This is a genomic window from Hymenobacter ginkgonis (assembly GCF_009755225.1).
Lineage (GTDB): Bacteria > Bacteroidota > Bacteroidia > Cytophagales > Hymenobacteraceae > Hymenobacter > Hymenobacter ginkgonis.
Map to the genome: position 1 here is coordinate 418,262 of NZ_WQKZ01000004.1, position 19,590 is coordinate 437,851.

Annotated in this window: 19 protein-coding genes; 11 read left to right on the forward strand and 8 right to left on the reverse strand. The window is 61.6% G+C overall.

The window, feature by feature from the left end:
• Positions 1-21: 21 nt before the first annotated feature.
• From GO988_RS17785 to GO988_RS17800, 4 genes are all read left to right on the forward strand, one after another.
• A complete protein-coding gene (locus tag GO988_RS17785; RefSeq protein ID WP_157568000.1) occupies positions 22-396 on the forward strand; it encodes a hypothetical protein in 375 nt (124 codons plus the stop codon).
• Positions 397-574: 178 nt separating this feature from the next.
• On the forward strand, positions 575-1,009 hold the full coding sequence (locus GO988_RS17790; protein ID WP_157568002.1) for a hypothetical protein: 435 nt from the start codon (positions 575-577) through the stop codon (positions 1,007-1,009).
• Positions 1,010-1,193: 184 nt separating this feature from the next.
• Positions 1,194-2,570: an MBL fold metallo-hydrolase gene (locus GO988_RS17795; RefSeq protein WP_157568004.1), complete on the forward strand. Its 1,377-nt coding sequence runs from the start codon at positions 1,194-1,196 to the stop codon at positions 2,568-2,570.
• A 180-nt stretch (positions 2,571-2,750) separates the two neighbouring features.
• Entirely contained in the window at positions 2,751-3,872 is a 1,122-nt protein-coding gene (locus GO988_RS17800; protein WP_198172876.1) for an MBL fold metallo-hydrolase, read from the forward strand.
• A 54-nt stretch (positions 3,873-3,926) separates the two neighbouring features.
• Here GO988_RS17800 and GO988_RS17805 read toward each other — a convergent pair whose 3' ends face one another.
• Both GO988_RS17805 and gcvT read right to left on the reverse strand, forming a co-directional pair.
• Complete coding sequence (locus GO988_RS17805; protein WP_157568006.1) at positions 3,927-4,646, reverse strand: 2-phosphosulfolactate phosphatase; 720 nt, start codon at positions 4,644-4,646, stop codon at positions 3,927-3,929.
• A 144-nt stretch (positions 4,647-4,790) separates the two neighbouring features.
• Positions 4,791-5,903, reverse strand: a complete 1,113-nt coding sequence (gcvT, locus tag GO988_RS17810; RefSeq protein ID WP_157568008.1) for a glycine cleavage system aminomethyltransferase GcvT — start codon at positions 5,901-5,903, stop codon at positions 4,791-4,793.
• 174 nt (positions 5,904-6,077) lie between these two features.
• On the opposite strand from gcvT, the gene GO988_RS17815 reads away from it, so the two are divergent.
• The 3 genes from GO988_RS17815 (at position 6,078) to GO988_RS17825 (ending at position 8,565) form a co-directional block, all read left to right on the forward strand.
• Positions 6,078-6,458, forward strand: a complete 381-nt coding sequence (locus GO988_RS17815) for a CZB domain-containing protein (protein ID WP_198172878.1) — start codon at positions 6,078-6,080, stop codon at positions 6,456-6,458.
• Positions 6,459-6,470: 12 nt separating this feature from the next.
• Positions 6,471-8,030 carry a sensor histidine kinase gene (locus tag GO988_RS17820; protein ID WP_157568011.1) on the forward strand — a complete coding sequence of 520 codons (1,560 nt, stop codon included), beginning with the start codon at positions 6,471-6,473 and terminating at the stop codon, positions 8,028-8,030.
• Between the two features lie 91 nt (positions 8,031-8,121).
• Positions 8,122-8,565, forward strand: a complete 444-nt coding sequence (locus GO988_RS17825) for a response regulator (protein WP_157568013.1) — start codon at positions 8,122-8,124, stop codon at positions 8,563-8,565.
• Between the two features lie 132 nt (positions 8,566-8,697).
• On the opposite strand, the gene GO988_RS17830 is transcribed toward GO988_RS17825, so the two are convergent.
• From GO988_RS17830 to GO988_RS17840, 3 genes are all read right to left on the reverse strand, one after another.
• Positions 8,698-9,273 (reverse strand): ribonuclease HII, encoded by a 576-nt coding sequence (locus GO988_RS17830; protein ID WP_157568015.1) that lies wholly within the window; start codon positions 9,271-9,273, stop codon positions 8,698-8,700.
• A 32-nt stretch (positions 9,274-9,305) separates the two neighbouring features.
• Positions 9,306-10,910 (reverse strand): hypothetical protein, encoded by a 1,605-nt coding sequence (locus tag GO988_RS17835; protein WP_157568017.1) that lies wholly within the window; start codon positions 10,908-10,910, stop codon positions 9,306-9,308.
• 122 nt (positions 10,911-11,032) lie between these two features.
• Positions 11,033-11,443, reverse strand: a complete 411-nt coding sequence (locus tag GO988_RS17840; protein ID WP_157568019.1) for an EVE domain-containing protein — start codon at positions 11,441-11,443, stop codon at positions 11,033-11,035.
• Between the two features lie 147 nt (positions 11,444-11,590).
• On the opposite strand from GO988_RS17840, the gene GO988_RS17845 reads away from it, so the two are divergent.
• Together GO988_RS17845 and GO988_RS17850 are read left to right on the forward strand one after the other, a co-directional pair.
• The gene (locus tag GO988_RS17845) at positions 11,591-13,147 is read left to right on the forward strand and encodes a c-type cytochrome (protein WP_157568021.1); all 1,557 of its coding nucleotides are present in this window, start codon (positions 11,591-11,593) and stop codon (positions 13,145-13,147) included.
• A complete protein-coding gene (locus GO988_RS17850; protein ID WP_157568023.1) occupies positions 13,144-13,704 on the forward strand; it encodes a YceI family protein in 561 nt (186 codons plus the stop codon). The genes GO988_RS17845 and GO988_RS17850 overlap by 4 nt, the downstream gene beginning before the upstream one ends.
• 31 nt (positions 13,705-13,735) lie before the next feature.
• Here GO988_RS17850 and GO988_RS17855 read toward each other — a convergent pair whose 3' ends face one another.
• A complete protein-coding gene (locus GO988_RS17855) occupies positions 13,736-14,185 on the reverse strand; it encodes a hypothetical protein (RefSeq protein WP_157568025.1) in 450 nt (149 codons plus the stop codon).
• A 130-nt stretch (positions 14,186-14,315) separates the two neighbouring features.
• On the opposite strand from GO988_RS17855, the gene GO988_RS17860 reads away from it, so the two are divergent.
• Positions 14,316-16,037 carry a helix-hairpin-helix domain-containing protein gene (locus GO988_RS17860; protein ID WP_317164910.1) on the forward strand — a complete coding sequence of 574 codons (1,722 nt, stop codon included), beginning with the start codon at positions 14,316-14,318 and terminating at the stop codon, positions 16,035-16,037.
• A 122-nt stretch (positions 16,038-16,159) separates the two neighbouring features.
• The gene (locus GO988_RS17865) at positions 16,160-17,128 is read left to right on the forward strand and encodes a glycosyltransferase family 9 protein (RefSeq protein ID WP_157568030.1); all 969 of its coding nucleotides are present in this window, start codon (positions 16,160-16,162) and stop codon (positions 17,126-17,128) included.
• A gap of 8 nt (positions 17,129-17,136) precedes the next feature.
• Here the strand turns inward: GO988_RS17865 and GO988_RS17870 are convergent, their stop codons facing one another.
• Both GO988_RS17870 and GO988_RS17875 read right to left on the reverse strand, forming a co-directional pair.
• Complete coding sequence (locus tag GO988_RS17870; protein ID WP_157568032.1) at positions 17,137-17,439, reverse strand: DUF2695 domain-containing protein; 303 nt, start codon at positions 17,437-17,439, stop codon at positions 17,137-17,139.
• Between the two features lie 23 nt (positions 17,440-17,462).
• Positions 17,463-19,541 carry an OmpA family protein gene (locus GO988_RS17875; protein ID WP_157568034.1) on the reverse strand — a complete coding sequence of 693 codons (2,079 nt, stop codon included), beginning with the start codon at positions 19,539-19,541 and terminating at the stop codon, positions 17,463-17,465.
• Between the last annotated feature and the right edge of the window lie 49 nt (positions 19,542-19,590).

A 19,590-nucleotide genomic window follows, 5' to 3' on the forward strand; every position in this document is an offset into this window, starting at 1 on the left:
TTCCCTATTTATCAACTTTTTATGTCTTTAAAATCTTTTTCAACCCTCGCTTTTTTATGGGCCCTGGCTGGTCCGGCCGTGGCCCAAACCACGCCGGCCGCGCAAGCCGCCGTGGCTAGCCAGGCCCAACGCATGACCCAGGAGCTGGGCCTCTCGCCCGACCAGCACGCGCGCCTGCGTCAGATTTTGCTGCTGACCCGCCAGCACATGGATGCCGACTTAACGGCGCACCAGGGCGACCCCGCCGCCCTGCGCACCGCCATGGCCTTCGACCGCGCCAAGTCGGACGAGCTAATTCGGGGGGTGCTCACGCCCGCGCAGTACGTGCGCTACCAGCAGGTAAAAGCCGCCCGCATCGGGCAGCTGCATACGATTGGGGGGGTAGGCAGTCGCTAGTTCAATCATTGGTTTTAGTCGATAAAAAAGCCCTTTCCGGCGTCGGAAAAGGGCTTTTTTGTGCGCTGGCTATTTCTGGCCCGCTCCTTGTAAATAGCCAGTTACCCCCAAGCTAGTGCGGCCGCGCTGCTCGCTTTTCTCTCCTTTTTTCTGCTCAATTTCTTCCGTAGTACCTGTTATGAAAAAGTCGTTGATTTTGGCTGCCTTGGCCTTTGCTAGCGTGACTACCAGCTTCGCCCAGGCCCCGGCCACCACTACCACCCAGCTGCCTACCCACAGTGTGTTGCACAGGGGCAAGCAGCATAAAACCCCGGAGCAAAGCGCCGACCACCACACGGCTATGCTCACCAAAAAGCTGAGCCTCACGGCCGAGCAGCAGCCTAAAGTGCGCCAGATTCTGCTGGCGCAGGCCCAGGAAGCCCAGGCCATCAAGGCCAAATACCCCGCCGCCGACCAGCGCCAGGCCATGCACCAAGAAATGAAGGCCGGCCGCGCCAAGTACCAGCAGCAGCTGCAAGGCGTGCTCACGGCCGACCAGCAGGGCAAGCTGGCCGCCCTCAAGCAAGAGCACCACAAAGGTGAGCACGGCGGCAAAACGAAAATGAAAAGCTAATTTTTCGGCTTCGCGTACCTCAAAAAGCCCTGGCCGCCCGGCCGGGGCTTTTTTTGCGTTTGGCCAGTATGGAGGGGGTAGGCGCGGCGGCGATGTTGGGCCGGCTCGTTATATTTGACCCACTCACCTACCCCGGCAACCGGATAATCAGGCGCTTAGCTCCTCCGTTGTTGGCTTACCCCCCATGCCGCTCCCCAGTAGTAGCACCACCGCGGTGCAGATTCAGCAGTTTTACGACAAGGGCTTGGCCCATGCTTCTTACGCGGTGCGGGTGCACCGGCAGGTGGCCGTCATCGACCCTGGCCGCGACCCGCAGCCCTACTACGACTTTGCCGACGAGCACGATGCCGAGATAGTGGCCGTGATTGAGACGCACCCCCACGCCGACTTTGTGAGCAGCCACCTGGAAATAGCCCAGGAAACGGATGCTATCATTTATTGCAGCAAGCTAACGGGGGCCCGCTACCCCCACAAAAACTTCGATGATGGCGACCGCATCAAGCTCGGCGCCTTCGAGTTGCACGCCCTCAATACCCCCGGCCACTCGCCCGACAGCATCAGCATCTTGCTGCTGGATGAGCTGGCCCAAACCCGCGCCGTATTCACCGGCGATACGTTGTTTGTGGGCGATGTGGGCCGGCCCGACCTGCGCGAGGCCGAGGCAGTGGGTGGCCACACCCGCGAGGCGCTGGCGGCCCAACTCTACCGCAGCACCCGCCAAAAACTGATGTCGCTGCCCGGCACGACCAAGGTGTACCCGGCCCACGGCCCCGGCTCGCTGTGTGGCAAAACCACTAGCCCCGACCTCGACAGCACCATTGCCAAAGAGCTGGCTACCAACTATGCTCTGCAGCCCATGTCGGAGCAGGAGTTCGTAGAAGCCCTGCTCGAAGACCAGCCATTTGTGCCCAAATACTTTGGCTACGATGTGCAGTTGAACCGGCAGGGCGCGCCCAATTTTGAGAGCAGCGTACGGGCCGTGCCGCGCCTGCTCATTGGTGCGGTGCCCGAGACGGGGGTGCTGCTGCTCGATACGCGCCCGGCGGCCAAGTTTCGCGGCGGCCACCTGCCCGGCGCCATCAACCTCCAGGATGGCGGCAAATTTGAGACCTGGCTGGGCTCGGTTATTGGCCCCGAGGAGAAGTTCTACCTGCTGGCCGATACCCAGATTCAGCTCGACGCGGTTATCCGCAAAGCGGCCAAAATCGGCTACGAAAGCAACATCAAAGGCGCCTTACTTAGCCCCGCCACGCTGCCCGCCACCAGCCCCACCGTAGACGTGGCCCGGGTGCGCGCGCACCCCGAGCAGTTTACCATCGTGGATATTCGCAACCGCACCGAGGCCCACGACCCGCTGTTTGCCAGCGCCTTGCTCATTCCGCTGCCCGAGCTGCGCGAGCGCGTAGCCGAGATTCCGGCCGATAAACCGGTGCTGGTGCACTGCGCGGGCGGCTACCGCTCGGCGGCCGGCGCCAGCATTATCCAAAATGCCCTACCCCATACCCAAGTGCTGGACCTGGGCGAGGCCGTGACGGAGTTTGCGCCGGTAGCCGGGTCATAGTTGGGCAACCGCTCGCCCAATTTTCTGGTTTAGAAGCCCTACCCTCCTCCTAGGGGGTAGGGCTTTTTTTAGTCGCCAGTCGCTCCGCGGGGCAGTTATTAGCCCTTTAAACTTGGTTGGCCAATAGCGCTGGGGCGTCCAACCCTGGGCGAGCGAGCAGACTTTACCGTACTTCTATCTATGCGCAAATTCTTCAAAATCACGGGCTTGCTCGTTGGCAGTCTCCTTATGGTCGCGCTACTAGCGGGCGTGGCTTTCGCGCAGCTGAGCCCTGAGTTGGGCGGCACACCTACCCCCGCCCAGCGGCTGGCTTACGCCCGCTCGGGCCACTACGAAGCAGATGAATTCAAGAACCTGGTGCCCACGACCGTGATGACGGGCAGCATGGTTTCGGCACTATGGCGCACGCTGTTTCGCAGCGTACCCAACGAGCGGCCGGCCGCGCCCCTACCCACGCACCCACTGGACTCGCTTAGCATCACGCAGAAAAGCAACGACTTAGTGCGCGTGACGTGGTTTGGCCACTCAGCCAGCCTGGTTGAAATTGCGGGCAAAAACATTCTGCTCGACCCCATGCTCAGCGTGAAGATGGGCCCGCTCGCGTGGGTGACGCCGAAGCGCTACAACCCGCAGCTGGCCATCACGCCCGAGCAGCTGCCACCCATCGACGCGGTGCTGATTTCGCACGACCACTACGACCACCTTGACTATAAGACGATTATCAAGCTTAAGGATAAGACGCAGCACTTCTATGTGCCGCTGGGCGTGGGCGTGCACCTGCGCGCCTGGGGGGTAGACCCGGCCCGCGTGACCGAGCTAAACTGGGGCGACTCGGTGCGCCTGCCGGGCCTCACCATTGTGAGCACGCCGTCGCGCCACTTTTCGGGCCGCGGCCTCACCAACCGCAACTCCACTTCCTGGAGCTCTTGGGTGCTGAAGACAGCCACAAAACGCGTTTTTTATAGCGGCGACGGCGGCTACGGCCCTCATTTTCAAGCCATCGGCGCGCAGTACGGTCCCTTCGACCTAGCCCTGATGGAGTGCGGGCAGTACGATGCGCAGTGGCCTCAGATTCATATGGTGCCCGAGCAGAGTGTGCAAGCGGCCCTCGACGTACGGGCGCGGGCTATGCTGCCGGTGCACTGGGGTGCCTTCACCGAAGCGCACCATGCTTGGAATGAACCCGTTAGCCGGGCGGCGGCAGCTGCCAGCCGCTTGCACTTGCCCCTTACTACCCCCGAGCTAGGGCAGCCCGTGACGCTGGGCGCCGGCCCCCTGCCCCAAGCCCCGTGGTGGCAATAAGCCTCCCTCGGCGCTCGCCTTTATTTCACCTTAGCTAGGCAGCAAGCTATTGCCCTACCCCCTCACGAGGCTGTCAGTCTGCCAGAGCGGCAGCAGGTCGGGGTGGGTATCAATCTGCATGCAATAGGTGAAGTCATCATGGGCCTCCAGGGCGTTGAGGCGGCGCACGGCGGCCGATTGCAGCAGGTAGTGGGGCCAGGTGGGCTTGGCGTGCTGCCACAGGTGCAGGGCCGCCAGCGCCGCATCCGAGGCGGTGATGTCGAAGCCCTGGGCAGCCAGGCGCTCGGCCAGCGCGCCGCCGAAGAGGCTGTCTTCTAGGCAAAACTGGCCTTTCCAGCCGGCGCAGACCACCAGCACATCGCGCTGCTGCGCCACGGCAAAATCGACTACCGCTTTCAGGTTGAGGAAGGCGCCGCACACCACGGCCTCGGCGGCCAGCGAGCGGCGCAGGGCCAGCGTGCCGTTGGTGGTACTGATGGCCAGGGCGCGGCCCCGCACCGGCAGCTTGCCATCGAGAAAGCCGAAGGGCGAGTTACCCAAATCGAAGCCGGCGGCGGCAATGCCGTCGCGCTCGGCAGCCGTGATGTAGCCGTGCTCGCGGCCCAGGGCGGCGCATTCCTCCAGGGTGGCGGTGGGGAAAACCTCGGTGACGCCCGCGGCCAGCGCCGTGACGATGGTGCTGGTGGCCCGCAGCACATCCACAATCACGGCTACCCGGCCCTGCAAGTCGTAGAGCGATAGCAGGTCGGGCGAGAAACAAATATCAACTTTCAAGAGAAATTGCTTAGAATGGATAATGGTGAAAGGACGTCCTGCTGCGCTGGCCGAAGCACCTCGCTCGCCTCGTTGAATGATGCGAGCGAGGTGCTTCGGTCAGCGCAGCAGGACGTCCTTTAGCAACAAACGACAGCTACACTACTACGCCTCCTCGGTGCCGGGCACCAGCGGGAGCTTGCTCACCGTGGCGGGCAGGTTTTTGCCGCGCACCTGCACAAAGATTTGCGTACCGGGGGCGGCTAGCTCGGTTTTGACATAGCCCAGGCCAATGCCTTTGCTGAGCGAAGGTGACTGGCCACCGCTGGTTACTTCTCCAATGGGCGCGCCCTGGGCATCGACGAGGGGGTAGTGGCTGCGGGGCAGGCCACCGGGGCCGTCCATCACGAAGCCCACCAGCTTGCGCTGCACGCCAGCGGCTTTCTGGGCTTTGAGGTTGGCGCTGTTGGTGAATTCTTTGGTGAATTTGGTAATCCAGCCCAGGCCCGCTTCGAGCGGCGACGTGGTATCGTCGATGTCGTTGCCGTAAAGGCAGTAGCCCATTTCGAGGCGCAGCGTGTCGCGGGCGCCCAGGCCGATGGGCTTGAGGCCGAAGGGCTTACCGGCTTCCATTATTTTATGCCACACCGCGGCGGCGTGCTCGTTGGGTACGTACAGCTCGAAGCCGCCCGCGCCGGTGTAGCCCGTGGCCGAGATGATGACGCCCGGCGCGTCGGCAAACGTGCCCTGCGCAAAGCTGTAATATGGAATGGCTCCCAGGTCCACATCGGTGAGGCTGGCCAGCGCCGCGGCGGCCTTCGGGCCCTGCACCGCAAAGAGGCTAAGCTCGTCGCTTAGGTTCTCCAGGTCGGCGCCCTGGGTGTTGTGCTGCACCAACCAGTTCCAATCCTTCTCAATATTGGAAGCGTTGACTACCAAGAAGTAATCTTCCTCGCCGAGCATGTACACGAGCAGGTCGTCCACGATGCCGCCTTCGGTGTTGGGCAGGCACGAGTACTGCGCCTTGCCGGGCTGAAGCTTGCTGGCATCGTTGGAAGTGGTGCGCTGAATAAGGTCGAGGGCCTGCGGGCCGCGCAGCCGAAACTCGCCCATGTGCGACACGTCAAAAATGCCTACCCCCCGCCGCACGGTGTGGTGCTCCTCGAGGTCGGAGGAGTAGCGCACGGGCATGGCATAGCCAGCAAACGGGACAATTTTGGCTCCCAGCTGCTGGTGGGTGTCATGCAAGGCGACAGTTTTGAGGGGGGTAGCATCCATAAAAAGACGAGCTAATAAGAAGGAAACAAGAAAAAATGGTAGCGCAAACTACTGGGCTACGTATAAGCCGGTCAACTAACTTGCGCCAGTGGGGCAGGCAAGCTGATTTTAGCAGCCACGAAAATAGCGGATACCCCTTCAATGCCTCGGCCTCCTACCCCCCCTTCTCCCTTCATGAGTCCCGAAGCTATCAAGCAAGATTTTGAATCAGCCCTCATCAGGCACCTGTCGTTTAAGGCGCGGCTGCGCTCCTTTTTGCACGGCAACAACAACGAGGAAGGCCCCCTGCGCGACCCCGACCAGTGCAGCCTGGGCAAGTGGATAGTCGAACGGCGCCGCGGTATCTACGCCCACCTGCCCGAAATGCAGGAGCTCGACCAGCGCCACCGCGCCATTCACCAGCAGGCCAACCGCCTAATGGACCTGCACTTGGCGGGCCGGCGCGACGAAGCCTTGGCGGGTTTTAGCAGCGTGCAGCAAGCCGCCGACCACATCGTGGATTTGTTGCAAACCGCTGAAAGTAAACTACGTACTCTGGGGCGTGAAGCGAAATAGGGCGGGCGTGTCATGAAAATAAACCTCACTACTAAAATTTTTGCGGGCTTTCTGCTGCTGCTGGGCCTGTTTGCGGCGGTAGTTATTGTCAACTACCGGCTGGCCGAGCAGGTGTTGCGCAACTCGCAGCGCGTGGAAGCCTCGCAGCGCACCTCGGCCGATGGCGCGACGCTGCTGCGCAGCATCATCGACATGGAAACCGGCTTCCGCGGCTATATGCTGCTGGGTAATGAACAGGTACTGAACCCTTACTACAACGGCGAGCGCGACTTGCTGCACCGCTTCCAGATGTTGCGCGAGCAGCTGGCTGCCGAGCCAGCCCAGCGCCAGCGCCTCGACACCACGCAGCATTTATTCCAGCAGTGGACGGCTTATACGCACTTGCTAATCAGCGAGAAACGAGAAGCCCGCTTGAAAGACCGCAACCAGCGCGGCCTCGACAACATGCCGCATTACCGCTTGGCCGAAAGCCTCAGCGGCAAGCAGGTGATGGATGCCATCCGCTACCAGATGAGCATTTTCGACCGCGATGAGAATGCCAATCGCCAGCAGCAGCGCCAGCGCCTGACGGACAGCATCTTGCGCGCCCAGAAACTGTCGGGCCTGATAACGGGCGCGGCCTTGCTGTTCGGGCTGTTTTGGGCCGTGTACATTGTGCGGCTGCTGGCCCGCCGCTTGCGCAGCATGATAACGCTTGCCCGCCGCCTAGCCGATGGCGACTACAAAACCCAGATTGTAGATGAGGAAAACGACGAAGTGAGCGAGCTCACCAACGCGCTCAACGCCATGGCCCGCACTATCGACCAGAATATCAGCCAGCTAGAGGGCCGCAACCAGGAGCTCGACCAGTTTGCCTACGTGGTATCGCACGACTTGAAGGCGCCGCTACGGGGCATCGAGAGCGCCTCGCGCTGGATTGAGGAGGACATGGGCAAGGAAGGTTTGCCGCCGCATATCCGCGAGTTTTTGGCCCTGATGCGGCAGCGCGTGCACCGCATGGAGAACCTGATTACCGGCATCCTGGATTTGGCGCGCGTGGGCCGGGTAGCCCAAGCCAACGAGGCGGTATTTGTGCGGCAATTGCTGCGCGAAATCACCGATACGCAAGGCCTGCCTGAGGGCATGCACATCGAGCTGCCCTTTTTCCTGCCTACCCTTACTACCAACCGCACGCAGCTGCAACAGGTATTCAGTAATCTAATTTCCAACGCTGTAAAGTATCACGACCATCCCGAGAGCGGCATCATCCACATTGGCTGCGACGACCTAAACGAGCAGTTTTACCGCTTCTCGGTGCAGGACGATGGCCCCGGCATTGCGCCCGAATACCACGAGCGCATTTTCATCATTTTCCAAACCCTGGTAGAGCGCGATACCCTCGAAAGCACGGGGGTAGGGCTGGCCATTGTGAAGAAGATAGTAGAGCGCCAGGGCGGCCGCATCTGGGTAGAATCGGCTGAAGGCCAGGGAGCTACCTTCTTCTTTACCTGGCCCAAAAAGCCGACTGCTACGGCCACGCCGGCCGCAACGCAGGCGGTGCGCCCAGCCCAACTGGCCACCGCGACTAGCTAAATTTACCTTTCCAATCCTTCCCCGAACTTGCTTTTCACTGCCAGCGCCACGCGGTTCTTTAGCGTGGTTTGCCGCTGCTCTTTCCCTTCCTATGTCGCCGACTTCCGCTGCCAGTATATTATTAGTTGAAGACGACCAAATGGACGTCATGAACGTGCAGCGCGAGTTGCGCAAGCAGAACATCAGCGTACCGCTGGTGCACGCCCGCAACGGCCGCGAAGCCCTGAACATGCTGCGCGGCGAAAATGGCGAAACCAAGATTGGCCGTCCCAGCCTGGTGATGCTCGACATCAACATGCCGCGCCTCAATGGGTTAGAACTCCTCAAAATACTGCGCAGCGACCCCGAATTCAGCGACTTGAACGTGTTCATTATGACCACTTCAGACCTTGACACTGACCGCCTGGGCGCCAAGGACCTCAACGTAAGCGGCTATATCATCAAGCCCCTCACCTTCGATTCGTTTGGCGGCGAGGGAGGCGGCACGGTCGATGGCTTTAGCCTATTTCTAGATTTGCTGAAGCTGAAAGAATAAGATTAAATAAAGCGTAGAAAAGAACGTCATGCTGACGAAGGAAGCATCTCTACCATGCCGCTAGGATAGTATCCAACGAAGCGGTAGAGATGCTTCCTGTCGTCAGCATGACGTTCTTTTACTTAGTAAGCATTATAGCAAGCGAAACCCAGGCCGATGGTGAGGGGTAGGGCCGTGCGCCCGAATAGCGGCGCGGTGGGTCACCGTAGGGTAGCCCGCATTCTGGCCCCAACCGTAGGCCGGAAACTCGGCGGCCAGCTGCTGCATATGCTCGTCGCGGAAGGTTTTGGCTAAGATGGAAGCCGCCGCGATGCTGCGGTAGAGCGCATCGCCGCCCACCACGCAAGTATGCGGCAGCGCGGGGTGGGGCCGAAAACGGTTGCCATCGACCAGCAGGTGGGCAGCAGGCACAGCCAGCGCCGCCACGGCGCGGTGCATGGCTAAGTAGCTAGCGTTCGCGATGTTGAGCTCGTCGATTTCGGCCACCGAGGCTTCGCCCACGGCCCAGGCCACGGCCTCGGCACAAATGACGGGCCGCAGCGCCTCGCGGCGGCGGGCCGTGAGTTGCTTCGAGTCGTTGAGGAACTGGGGATTAAAATCGGGGGGTAGGATGACGGCCGCCGCAAACACGGGGCCCGCCAGGCAGCCTCGCCCGGCTTCGTCGAGGCCCGCCTCGTGGGGGTGGCCGGTGTAGGTAGCAAGCAGCATAAGGGGCGGCGAAGGTAACAAGCCCTACCCCCTCAAAACTTCAGCACCTGCAGAAAAAACACCTGCCGCTCGGGCCCCCGCTCAGCCTTGATGCGCTGGAAGCCGCTGGCAATGTACTGGTTGCCCACCCACGGCGCAAGGTCGGGCTGCGTAACGTCGAGCACTTTTTCGGGGGTAGGGCCGGCGGCGGTTAGCAGTTCTACGTGGGCATCATTGGGGGCTGGCTCGCCTTGGTTGATGCGCTTGTAGTGCACTTCATTGTCGATGCTGTAGGCCAGCACGAGGCGGCCATCGGCCAGGGGCAGGGCCTGCACGGCGGGCTCTAGCTCGGAGCGCACTACCCCCGGCCCAACCACAAAGGCATTGTCCCAGAGCAGGTTGCCCCGTTTATCGAAGCCACACACTAGCACATGGGTGGTGCGGAAACCCAAAAACTGCCGGCCGTAGTTGGAGCTGTACGGGTAGCTACCTATCGGCGCTAGCCCGCCGCCCCGGGGTAGCCCGGTCATCATGGGCGAAAAGCCATTGTAGCTATTGTACTGATACTGCGGCGAGTACACCTCAGCCACCATGGTGTAGCCGCCGCCGGACTGCGGCAGCAGCTCGTGCAGCAGCAGGTGGTAATGCCAGCGCAGGGGCCGGGCGGCGCGTGCCTCGCGCCGCGCCGAGCGGCTGTGCAGGCGGGCCGAGCGGGCCGGGGCCAGGTAGTCGAAGAAGTGGCGCAGGTGCCGGAAGTCGTAGAAGCGCAGCGCCGAGTGGTGCGCCGTGGTTTCGGTGGTGGGCGTGGCCGTAAGGTCGGTGGCAAACAGGCCCTGGGCGTAGCGCACGTCGCGCAGGGCGTAGGTGCCAGCTAGCAGGCGGGCGCTGGTGTCTTGGGGTGGGCTGAGCTGGGCCGTGAGCAGGCTGCGCTCGCTCTCGGTTTGCACTAGTTCGGAACGTAGCAGCTCGCCTTGGTTAGCCGACAATTGCCGCAGCATAAGGCGCTGTTTGAGGCCGTTGCTTTGGCTGAGCACAAACTCGGCGCGGCCGGCCGGGCTGTCGGCCACGCTGGTTAGCTCCGAGCTGAGCGGCTCGTAGAGCGATGACAAAAACTGGAAGCGCCCAGTAGCTACGTCGAGCAGGAGCACGGTTTGGTGCTGCTCGTCGGTGAGGGTGACGGTGGCCAGCAGGCGGCCATCGAGGGGCTTGAGGGCCACTACCTGGCGGCACAGCTTGGTAGTGAATGCCTGCGTGCGCACTTGGCCACCGTGCACGTCGTAGGCAGCCGCTAGCAGCTGGCCCGTAGTGGTGTGCGACCGGAACAGGGCGTACACGACGCCCGGCTCGGCGCAGAGGCGCTCGACTTCATACTCGTCGGGCACGGGCACCTCTTCCTCGCGGCGCAGGTGCAGGTTGGGGCCATAGTGCTGAAACACGTAGCGCACCTTGCGCGAGCCGGGCAGCTCGCGCCGGATGAGCAGCACCACGGCCGTGTCGGCGGGCACGGCTTGCACCTGTACGTCGTCGGTATTGGGGTCGAGCAGCAGCTCGGTACGGGCAATTTGCGCCGGCGCATCGGCCGGCGGGGGGGGTGGCGTGCGCTGCGCCCACAGCCCCAATGGCAGCAACCCCAGCAAAAAGGCGAAGAAGTGTTTCATAGCTGGCTCGGCAACGCTAGCCCGGCGCAAATAGTTGGCCGACTCTCACGAAGATACCCATTTACCCCGGCTTTTACAAGGGGGGTAGGAGCCGCTTTTACAGTTGCTGCGCCCGGCCCGTATTACCCCTCGGACAAGGCCAATACCACGTCAAATTCGTCGGGTTGGACGGGCGTTACCGACAAGCGCGACTGCCGAATCAGCCCGAGCCGGGCCAACCGCGGCTCGGCCTTGAGGGCGGCCAGCGGCACCGGGCGGGCCAGCGGCGCGTGGGGCCGCAGGTGCACGGCCACCCAGGGGCTGCCGGGTTCGGCGGTGGCATCGGGGGCATGGTGGGCGTGCACGATGGCCACACCCACCACGGCTTTTTCGCTCACGCTGTGGTAGAACAAAACGAGGTCACCGGGCTGCATGGCTTGCAGGTTGTTGCGGGCCTGGTAGTTGCGCACGCCGGTCCAGTCGGTGCCAGCTTCGCGCACAAAGTCGGCCCAGGAATAAGCTTCGGGTTCGGATTTAACGAGCCAATGGTTCATGGCCGCAAAGGTCGGGGGTAGGGCCCGGCAGGCCCCAACCGGGGGCTACGAGCGCTGCCTAAATTTGCTCAAATAGCCTTGCTTTTATTTTGTACCTCAGTATATTAGCTCTATAAAAAATCTCTTACCCCCTACTCCGTACCAGCCATGAAACAGCTTTCCCTTTGGCGCTCGTTTTTGGTGGGTGGTACGCTGCTGGCGGTAGCGGCGGGGGCGGCCAGTGCCTCTGGGGGCGGCCACGGTTTCTCGCTGCCTTTCGCGCCGGTCATTCCGCGCACCTGGGATAGCACAGCGCTGGCCAATGCCGAACTGCCGCTGGCCACGGCCAGCGCCTCGCCCCGGCATGTATCGGCCGCTTACTACTACCAGCTGCCCGAGCGCGTGGCGTACAAAAACTACCCCGTGTACGCGCCCGGCCGCGAGCCGAAAGGCTACTGGGAGTGGCTCCAAAAGCAAGCGCCCCAAGTGGTGTTCGACCCCAAAACCCTGCATACCGAGGCCGACTGGATTAAGGCCGGCGAGCTGTTGTTTGACTTGCCCATCGACACCGACGGGGCCATTATTTCTACGGATGATGTGCGCAACCCGGCCTTTTACGCCTACACCAAGGTGCCGCTCACCAAGGATGGCGTGCTGCCCTATACCCGCTACGTGGTTACGGAAAAGGGCAAGGTGCTGGTCGGCAATTTGTCATGCGCCATGTGCCACACGCGGGTCGATAAGAGCGGGCGGGTACTGAAGGGTGCGCAGGGCAATTTTCCCGGCGACCGGGCCACGGCCTGGGCCATTCGCCACACGCCCAATTTCCCGGAGCCGGCGGTGCAGTTCGTGACCGGTGCCTTGTTCGACGCGCCGTTTGTGCCAAACGACCCCAACTCGCGCCTCAGCCACCAGCCGAAGGAAGCCATTGCCCAAGCGTTTGAGGCCCTACCCCCCGGCACCAACGGCCGGCAGGGCACCAGCATTCTCTTTCCGCCTACCGTGCCCGACCTCATTGGCGTGCAGCAGCGCACCTACCTCGACCACGGGGGCCTGGCGCGCCACCGCAGCATCGGCGACATGATGCGCTACATCGCCATCAACCAGTCGCTGGATTTTATGGCGAGCTACGACGGCTACATTCCGGTGGGCGTGCAGCACAAAACCCTGCCGCCGGCCGGGAAAAGCCAGTTTTCCGGCACCTTCGACCGCTACAGCGAAGCCCAGCTTTTTGCCCTGGCCAAGTACGTGTACTCGCTAAAGCCGCCCACCAACCCCAACCAGTCCACGGCGCTTACTACGCGCGGCAACCAGGTTTTCATCAAGCAGGGCTGCGTCAGCTGCCACACGCCGCCGCTATACACCAACAACATGCTCACGCCCGTTGATGGCTTTGAAGTGCCCGAAGCACACCGCACGAAGTACGACATTTTTGAAATATCCATTGGCACTGACCCTGGCTATGCGCTCAAAACCCGGCGCGGCACGGGCTACTATAAGGTGCCTTCTTTGCGCGGTGTGTGGTACCGCGGGCCCTTTCTGCACGACGGTTCGCTGGCTACCTTGCGCGATATGCTGGACCCCAAGCGCTTGCGCGACGACTATGTGCCCACCGGCTTCCGGGGCGTGGGCGTGACCACGAAGGCCGTACGCGGCCACGAGTTTGGCTTGGAACTCCCGGACGCCGACCGCGAGGCACTACTTGCTTTTCTCAAAACCCTATGATGTTCAAGCTACTACTCGCCCTGTGCGGGCTAGGCGGGCTGCTGGCAGGCGGCCCGGGCGGGCGGCGCCAAGCACCAGAGGCCGCCATTCGCTTTCAGATTGTGAACGCCGGGTTTACCGTAACGGGCACGCTGACGGGCCTCGAAGCCACGGGGCAGTTCGACCCCGCGCACCTGGCGCAGGCCCACATCCAGGCGTCGGTGCCGGTGAGCAGCATCCAAACGGGTATTTCGCTGCGCGACCGGCACTTGCAGAAGCCCGACTACTTCGATGCGGAGAAATACCCCACCATTACCATGCAATCTACCTCGTTTCGCCAAACCGGCCGTGAGCAGTACGAAGGCTCGTTTGTGCTGACGATGAAGGGAATTTCCCACGAGGTGCAACTGCCCTTTACTGTGTCGGCCACCCAGGAATTTCGCGGCAGCTTCCGCCTGAACCGCCTCGATTATAACCTAGGCAAAACCAGCTTGATTTTAGCCAACGACGTAACCGTCAGCATTAGTGGCAAGCTCAGCAGCGCCCTACCCCCCACCCCGGCGCCCGGCCGGGGGTAGGCGGCCAGGTACGCTTGGCCGCCTGCATAGGCTAGTGGTTGCGGATAATCTCGACCGCTGGCCGGCCCGCCAGGCGCCGCAGCCGCAGCACGCCCTGCTGGTAGCTAAGCACTTCGAGCTCGTAGTCGGGCTCGGCCGGCTCTACTTCGGGCAGGTGAATCAGTAAGCGGCCAGTACTGGTTTCAGTCCAGGTGCCTTCCTGGGCCACCAGCCCGCCGCCGGGGGCCACATCGTAGCGCACGAAGTGGCCGGCCGGCGCCAGCCGGAAGCCCGGCCTACCCCCCGGCCGGTAGCGGAAGCGGTAGGTATTGCGCCGGTACGCGAGGGTATCGGCGTGGCTGTTTTCGGGTACCAGCAGCCAAGTGCCGTGCAGGGTAGCCAGGGTGCCGGCGGGCAGCTGGGCGGGGTGGTCGGGGTGGCAGGCGGCCAGCACTAGCAGCAGCAGGCCGGCCAGTGGTGTAGAGTATCGAAGTGCTAGCATGGCGGGCAATAGTACGGGTATTTGCAGCAAATGGCCCCGTAGTGAGGCGTACTTTTGGCTGCCGGGGGCAGTTTTGCGTTAGCTGCCTACCCCCCTTCCCCACCCCGAGCTTTCAACCCCAATTTTGCCAGTGGATAACCGCGCTCTCATCAAAGCCTTCAAGCTAACGGCCCAACTGCTGGAGCTACACGACGAAAACGCCTTCAAAATCAGGGCCTACGAAGGCACCGCCACGGCCCTCGAACAGCTGGAGTTTCCGGTGGCCGAAGTGGAGCGCCCTGGCCTGCCCGACCGCACCGGCCTGAGCAAAACCCAGGCCGCCAAAGTGGCCGAGCTGCTCGATACGGGCACGTTTGAGGAGCTGCAACGCCTGCTCGACACTACCCCCCCCGGCGTGGTCGAGCTCTTGAATATCAAAGGCATTGGCCCCAAGAAAGTGCGCGCCCTGTGGCGCGACGCCGGCATCGAAACCCCCGACCAATTGCGCGAAGCCGCCGAAGCCGGCCAAGTAGCCAAGCTCAAAGGTTTTGGGGCCAAAACCCAGGACAGCATTCTGGCGGCCCTAGAGTTTACTACCCAAAGTGCGGGCAAGCTGCTCTTCTCGCAGGCCGAGCAGTTGGCCCACGACCTGGCCGAGCGCCTGCGCCAAGTGGCGGGGGTAGGCGAAGTAGCCGCCGCCGGCGAAGTCCGCCGCGCCCGCGAAATAGTGGAAACAGTCGAGATTTTGGTGGCTACCGCCGACCCGGCCGCCATTCATGCGCTGCTCGACGCGGCGCCCGGCTTGCGGGCCGATGGCCGGCGCTCGGGGCCTTTTGCGTGGCGGGGCACGGCCGCCGACTCGGGGGTAGGCGTGGTGGTGCGCACCGTGGCGCCCGCTGATTTTGTGAATCAGCTATTTGTGGCCACTGGCAATGACGCCCACCTGAGCACGCCGCTGCCCCAGGCCGGCCCCGGCCAGCCCGCTACCCTGCGCCAGTGGGCCAAGCGCGAGCGCTTTGCCAGCGAAGAAGCGCTGTATGAGAAAGCCGGCCTGCAATACGTGGTGCCCGAGTTGCGCGAAGGCCTGGGCGAAATAGCGCTGGCCGCCGAGCGCCAGTTGCCCGTTTTGCTCGAAGACAGCGACTTACGCGGCTCGCTGCACAACCACAGCACCTACTCCGATGGCAGCCATTCGCTGCGCCAAATGGCTACGTTTCTGCGCGATGCGGGCTACGAGTACCTGGGCATCTGCGACCACTCGCAGGCGGCACATTACGCCAATGGCCTCGGGCCGGAGCGCGTGCGCCAGCAGCAGCGCGAAATTGACGAGCTGAACGCCGAGCTGGCGCCGTTCCGCATTTTTAAGGGCATCGAGGCCGATATTTTGGGCGATGGCAGCCTGGATTATGACCCGGCGCTGCGCGATTCGTTTGACTTTATCGTGGCCTCCATCCACTCCAATTTGAAGATGGACGAGCAGCGCGCCACCGAGCGCCTGCTGGCCGCCATTGCCAACCCGCACTGCACTATGCTGGGCCACCCTACCGGCCGGCTGCTGCTGCGTCGCGCCGGCTACCCCATTGATTTTAAAGCGGTTATTGACGCTTGCGCCGAGCACCAAGTTATCATCGAAATCAACGCCAACCCCTGGCGCCTTGACCTCGACTGGCGCTGGGTGCGCTACGCCATTAGCCAAGGCGTGCAGCTCAGCATCAACCCCGATGCCCACCATACGGCTGGCTACGCCGACATGCGCTACGGGGTGCTCGCCGGCCGCAAAGGCATGCTCACCAAGGAGATGACGTTCAATACGAAGTCAGTAGACGAGGCAGCCGCGTACTTCGCCGCGCGCAAAAAAGAAGTAAAAAAGTAGTAAGTAAAAAAGGACGTCATTCCGAGCTTGCCGAGGAATCGCGCGCGCCGTTCGGGCTGCGGCCAACAGCGCGCGCGATTCCTCGGCAAGCTCGGAATGACGTCCTTTATGTTACCTGACTAATGAAAATCCTGGTCCTTCGCTTTTCTTCCATCGGCGATATTGTGCTGACTACGCCGGTGGTCCGGCAGCTGAAAACCCAGTTGCCGGGCGCGCAGGTGCACTTTGCCACCAAGCCCGCCTACCGCAGCCTGCTCGAAGCTAATCCCTACGTAGACAAGCTGCACCTGCTCGCGGGCAGCCTGGGCGAGCTGGTGCGTGAGCTGCGCGCCGAGCGGTTCGACTTTATCGTGGATTTGCACAATAACTTGCGCACGCGGCTTATTCGGCTGCAATTGCCCGGCGTGCTGGGCCAAGCGTTTGACAAGCTAAACTGGCAGAAGTACTTGCTGGTCAGGTTTAAAATCAACCGCCTACCCCCCGTTCATATTGTGGACCGCTACCGGGCGGCGGCCGCGCCGCTCGGCATTCGCGACGACGGCGGTGGGCTCGATTATTTTATTCCGCTGGGCCAGGAGGTGGTGGTGGCCGAAGCCCTACCCCCCGGTTTTCGGGCCGGGCAGTACGTGGCGGTGGCCATTGGGGCGCAGCACGCCACCAAGCGCCTACCCGTCGAAAAGCTCATCGAGTTGGTCCATAACCTGGCGCCGCGCCCGGTGGTGCTACTCGGTGGGCCCGGGGATGAGAGCACTGGCCACGTCATTGAGCTAGCCGCCAAGGGCCTGGTCTTCAATGGTTGCGGGCAGTTTTCGCTGCATCAGTCGGCCTCGCTGGTGCGGCAGGCACAGTTCGTAGTCAGCCACGACACCGGGCTGATGCACATCGCCTCAGCCTTCAAAAAAGAGATTTTTAGCGTGTGGGGCAACACGGTGCCGCAGTTTGGCATGTATCCTTACCGCACCCGCTTCGAAGCGCTGGAAGTGCTGGGACTCCCCTGCCGGCCGTGCTCCAAAATCGGCTTTGGCAAGTGTCCGCAGGGGCATTTTAAGTGCATGCGCAACCAGGATTTGGCTGGCGATTGGCCGGCGTGAAGATGGGCCTATAATAGGTCCTCAACTTTTTCTTCCACATTAGCCAAAACCTCACAGTCACAATAACCACCTTGGTCGCTTAACCACTTTTGTAAAGGTTCAAAAGGCAAATCTACTTCTGCCGCAAACTGCTTGGTCAACCGCAAAGTATCGTCGCACTCAGTTTTGGAAAGCGCTGCGTCTAAGTAGTCAAACAAGCCCTTTAATTGCCCAAGGTCCATTGGTAAACCAGCTAGCAGCGAATTTGTAGCTGCAACTTGTAGCTGCTGCATAGCTTGCTTACGACGCTTTTTCTCTTCGGCGGATGGCATAGTTGGGTTTTTAGGAATAAACTCTACTTCCAAGTAGCATCGCTGCCCTTTTCGCCGGCTGGCTTCAGCAGGCGAAACTCGACGCGACGGTTGATGCGGGCATCGGCTTCGCTCAGCTCGTCTTTGAGGGGTTTGCTGGAGCCGAAGCCGAAGCTCTCGATGCGGTTGGGGCCAAGTTTGCCCTTGCGCTCGATGTAGTGCCGGATTTCCTCGGCGCGGTCTTGCGACAGTTTCTCGTTCACGTCGGGGTCGCCCTTGCTGTCGGTGTGGCCCGCAATGTTGAGCCGAAACGTGGGGTGGTCTACCAAAAACAGCGTAATGCGGTCGAGCGTGGGCAGCATGGCTGGCTGAATCCCCGCCTTGCTCGGCTCAAACTCAATATTTTTGAAAATCAGCGGCAGCTTATAGTTGATGCTATTGGTGAGCAGGCTCATCACGGTATCGCCCTTCAGCTCAAACTGCTTTTCGACCGAGAAAAAGTCTGGGCTTTGGATAAGCATAGCGTAACGCGAGCCATCCATAAGCTCAAAATCGAAGGAGCCGTCGGGCCGCAAGTACTTGCTGGCCACCTCAATGCCATTGTCTAGGTCGATGATGCTGACGATGCCTTTCAGGGGCTGGTTGCTGATAGAATCGACTAGCGTGCCCGCCACCTGGGTAGTGGCCATCGGCTGGGCCTCCATGGGCAGCGGGAATGAATAGAGGTCCAGATTTTGCATGTCCTGGGCTTCAGAACGGGCATAGTAGAGGTTTTTGCTCTGGCTGTCGATGGTAAAATAATACTCTGATCCCTTGCCGTTTACGAGCGGGCCAATGTTGCGCGGCTCCTGCCAGCGGTCAGCCACGCGGTAAGTTTTATAGATGTCGAAATCGCCAAAATTCAGCAACTGCCCGCGCGAGCTGAAGTACAGCACTTGGTAAAGGGGGTGAAAAAATGGGCTTACCTCGCTCTCGCGGGTATTCACGACGGGGCCCATATTCTGGGCCTTGCCCCACTGGCCGTTCTTGCCCTTTACCGTGAAGTAGATGTCGCTTAGGCCAAAACCACCCAGGCGGTCGGAGGCAAAATAGAGTGTATCCTCCTTGGGAGAGAGGGTCGGCTGCGAATCCCAAGATACAGAATTGACCTGCGCGCCGAGGCTTTTGGGGGCGCTCCACTTGCCGTCTTTGCCCAGGCTGGCGGTGTAGAGGTCGCAGTTGCCGTGGCAGGTAGGGCACTCGCAACGGGCAAAATAGAGTGTGCGCCCATCGTGCGAAAAGCAGGCCGACCCCTCATTGTACTGCGAATTGATGGGCTTAGGCAGCGGCTGGGCGTCGGTCCAGTAGTTTTCGCCCTGCCGGCGCGACACGTACAAGTTCTCGTCTACCTGGGTTTGTACGCCGCGCCGCGCCTGCCGCTTCGAGCTAAACAGCAGCACCGAATCGCCGGCGCCCAGGGCGGGGCCATAATCCGGAAATTTGGAGTTCACGGCGTCGCCCATGTTGGTGTACACGTTTTTAGGCGGGTGGAACGTATTAACACTTTTCCGATATTCCACCAAGTCGTAATACACCTTGAGTGGTACGTAGAGGTCGGCGTTTTTCTGCTCCAGCGAGTCGTAGTAGAGCTGCACCCGCTTAATATCGGTGCGGTGGTGCTTGAGGGCCAGCCGGAAGTACGCTTTGGCCTGCTCTTGCCGGGTACTGTCGCGCTGCGCCAATTGGCCTAAGTGCCAGAGCAGGTCGGTGTTGCGGTAAAAATTCTCGATACCGAATTGGGCCACATACTTCTCCAGCAGGCCCCGCGCTAGGGCGTACTGGTGGTGGCGCTCAGCTTTTTGAATGGCTTTAAGGGCCTTCTTGTCCTCAAAAAAGGCGATTTTATTAACGTTCGGGAAGTCGGGCGTGCCATCGGCTCGCACCCGCAGGCGGCGGCTGACGCGGCCTTTGAGGGCACGCTGCTGGTAAGGCGGGGGGGTAGGGCGGGGCTTGGCCGCGGCGGGGGAGGTAGGGGTAGCGGGCTTGGCCGGCGCCCGGCGTTGGGCAGCAGCTGGCGTCGCTCCTCCCAAACCCAGCGCCAGCCAACAGCAGCAAAAAAACCAAAAAAGCAGCAGGCGGCGCATGAAAAGCAGAGCAAAAAAGCAGAACAGGACTGCAAGTTCTTACATAATA

Bases quoted from the DNA above. Each gene is read 5' to 3' on its own strand.
- GO988_RS17785 (WP_157568000.1), top strand. From the start codon at position 22: ATGTCTTTAAAATCTTTTTCAACCCTCGCTTTTTTATGGGCCCTGGCT.
- GO988_RS17790 (WP_157568002.1), top strand. From the start codon at position 575: ATGAAAAAGTCGTTGATTTTGGCTGCCTTGGCCTTTGCTAGCGTGACT.
- GO988_RS17795 (WP_157568004.1), top strand. From the start codon at position 1,194: ATGCCGCTCCCCAGTAGTAGCACCACCGCGGTGCAGATTCAGCAGTTT.
- GO988_RS17800 (WP_198172876.1), top strand. From the start codon at position 2,751: ATGCGCAAATTCTTCAAAATCACGGGCTTGCTCGTTGGCAGTCTCCTT.
- gcvT (WP_157568008.1), bottom strand. From the start codon at position 5,903: ATGGATGCTACCCCCCTCAAAACTGTCGCCTTGCATGACACCCACCAG.
- GO988_RS17815 (WP_198172878.1), top strand. From the start codon at position 6,078: ATGAGTCCCGAAGCTATCAAGCAAGATTTTGAATCAGCCCTCATCAGG.
- GO988_RS17820 (WP_157568011.1), top strand. From the start codon at position 6,471: ATGAAAATAAACCTCACTACTAAAATTTTTGCGGGCTTTCTGCTGCTG.
- GO988_RS17825 (WP_157568013.1), top strand. From the start codon at position 8,122: ATGTCGCCGACTTCCGCTGCCAGTATATTATTAGTTGAAGACGACCAA.
- GO988_RS17830 (WP_157568015.1), bottom strand. From the start codon at position 9,273: ATGCTGCTTGCTACCTACACCGGCCACCCCCACGAGGCGGGCCTCGAC.
- GO988_RS17835 (WP_157568017.1), bottom strand. From the start codon at position 10,910: ATGAAACACTTCTTCGCCTTTTTGCTGGGGTTGCTGCCATTGGGGCTG.
- GO988_RS17840 (WP_157568019.1), bottom strand. From the start codon at position 11,443: ATGAACCATTGGCTCGTTAAATCCGAACCCGAAGCTTATTCCTGGGCC.
- GO988_RS17845 (WP_157568021.1), top strand. From the start codon at position 11,591: ATGAAACAGCTTTCCCTTTGGCGCTCGTTTTTGGTGGGTGGTACGCTG.
- GO988_RS17850 (WP_157568023.1), top strand. From the start codon at position 13,144: ATGATGTTCAAGCTACTACTCGCCCTGTGCGGGCTAGGCGGGCTGCTG.
- GO988_RS17855 (WP_157568025.1), bottom strand. From the start codon at position 14,185: ATGCTAGCACTTCGATACTCTACACCACTGGCCGGCCTGCTGCTGCTA.
- GO988_RS17865 (WP_157568030.1), top strand. From the start codon at position 16,160: ATGAAAATCCTGGTCCTTCGCTTTTCTTCCATCGGCGATATTGTGCTG.
- GO988_RS17870 (WP_157568032.1), bottom strand. From the start codon at position 17,439: ATGCCATCCGCCGAAGAGAAAAAGCGTCGTAAGCAAGCTATGCAGCAG.
- GO988_RS17875 (WP_157568034.1), bottom strand. From the start codon at position 19,541: ATGCGCCGCCTGCTGCTTTTTTGGTTTTTTTGCTGCTGTTGGCTGGCG.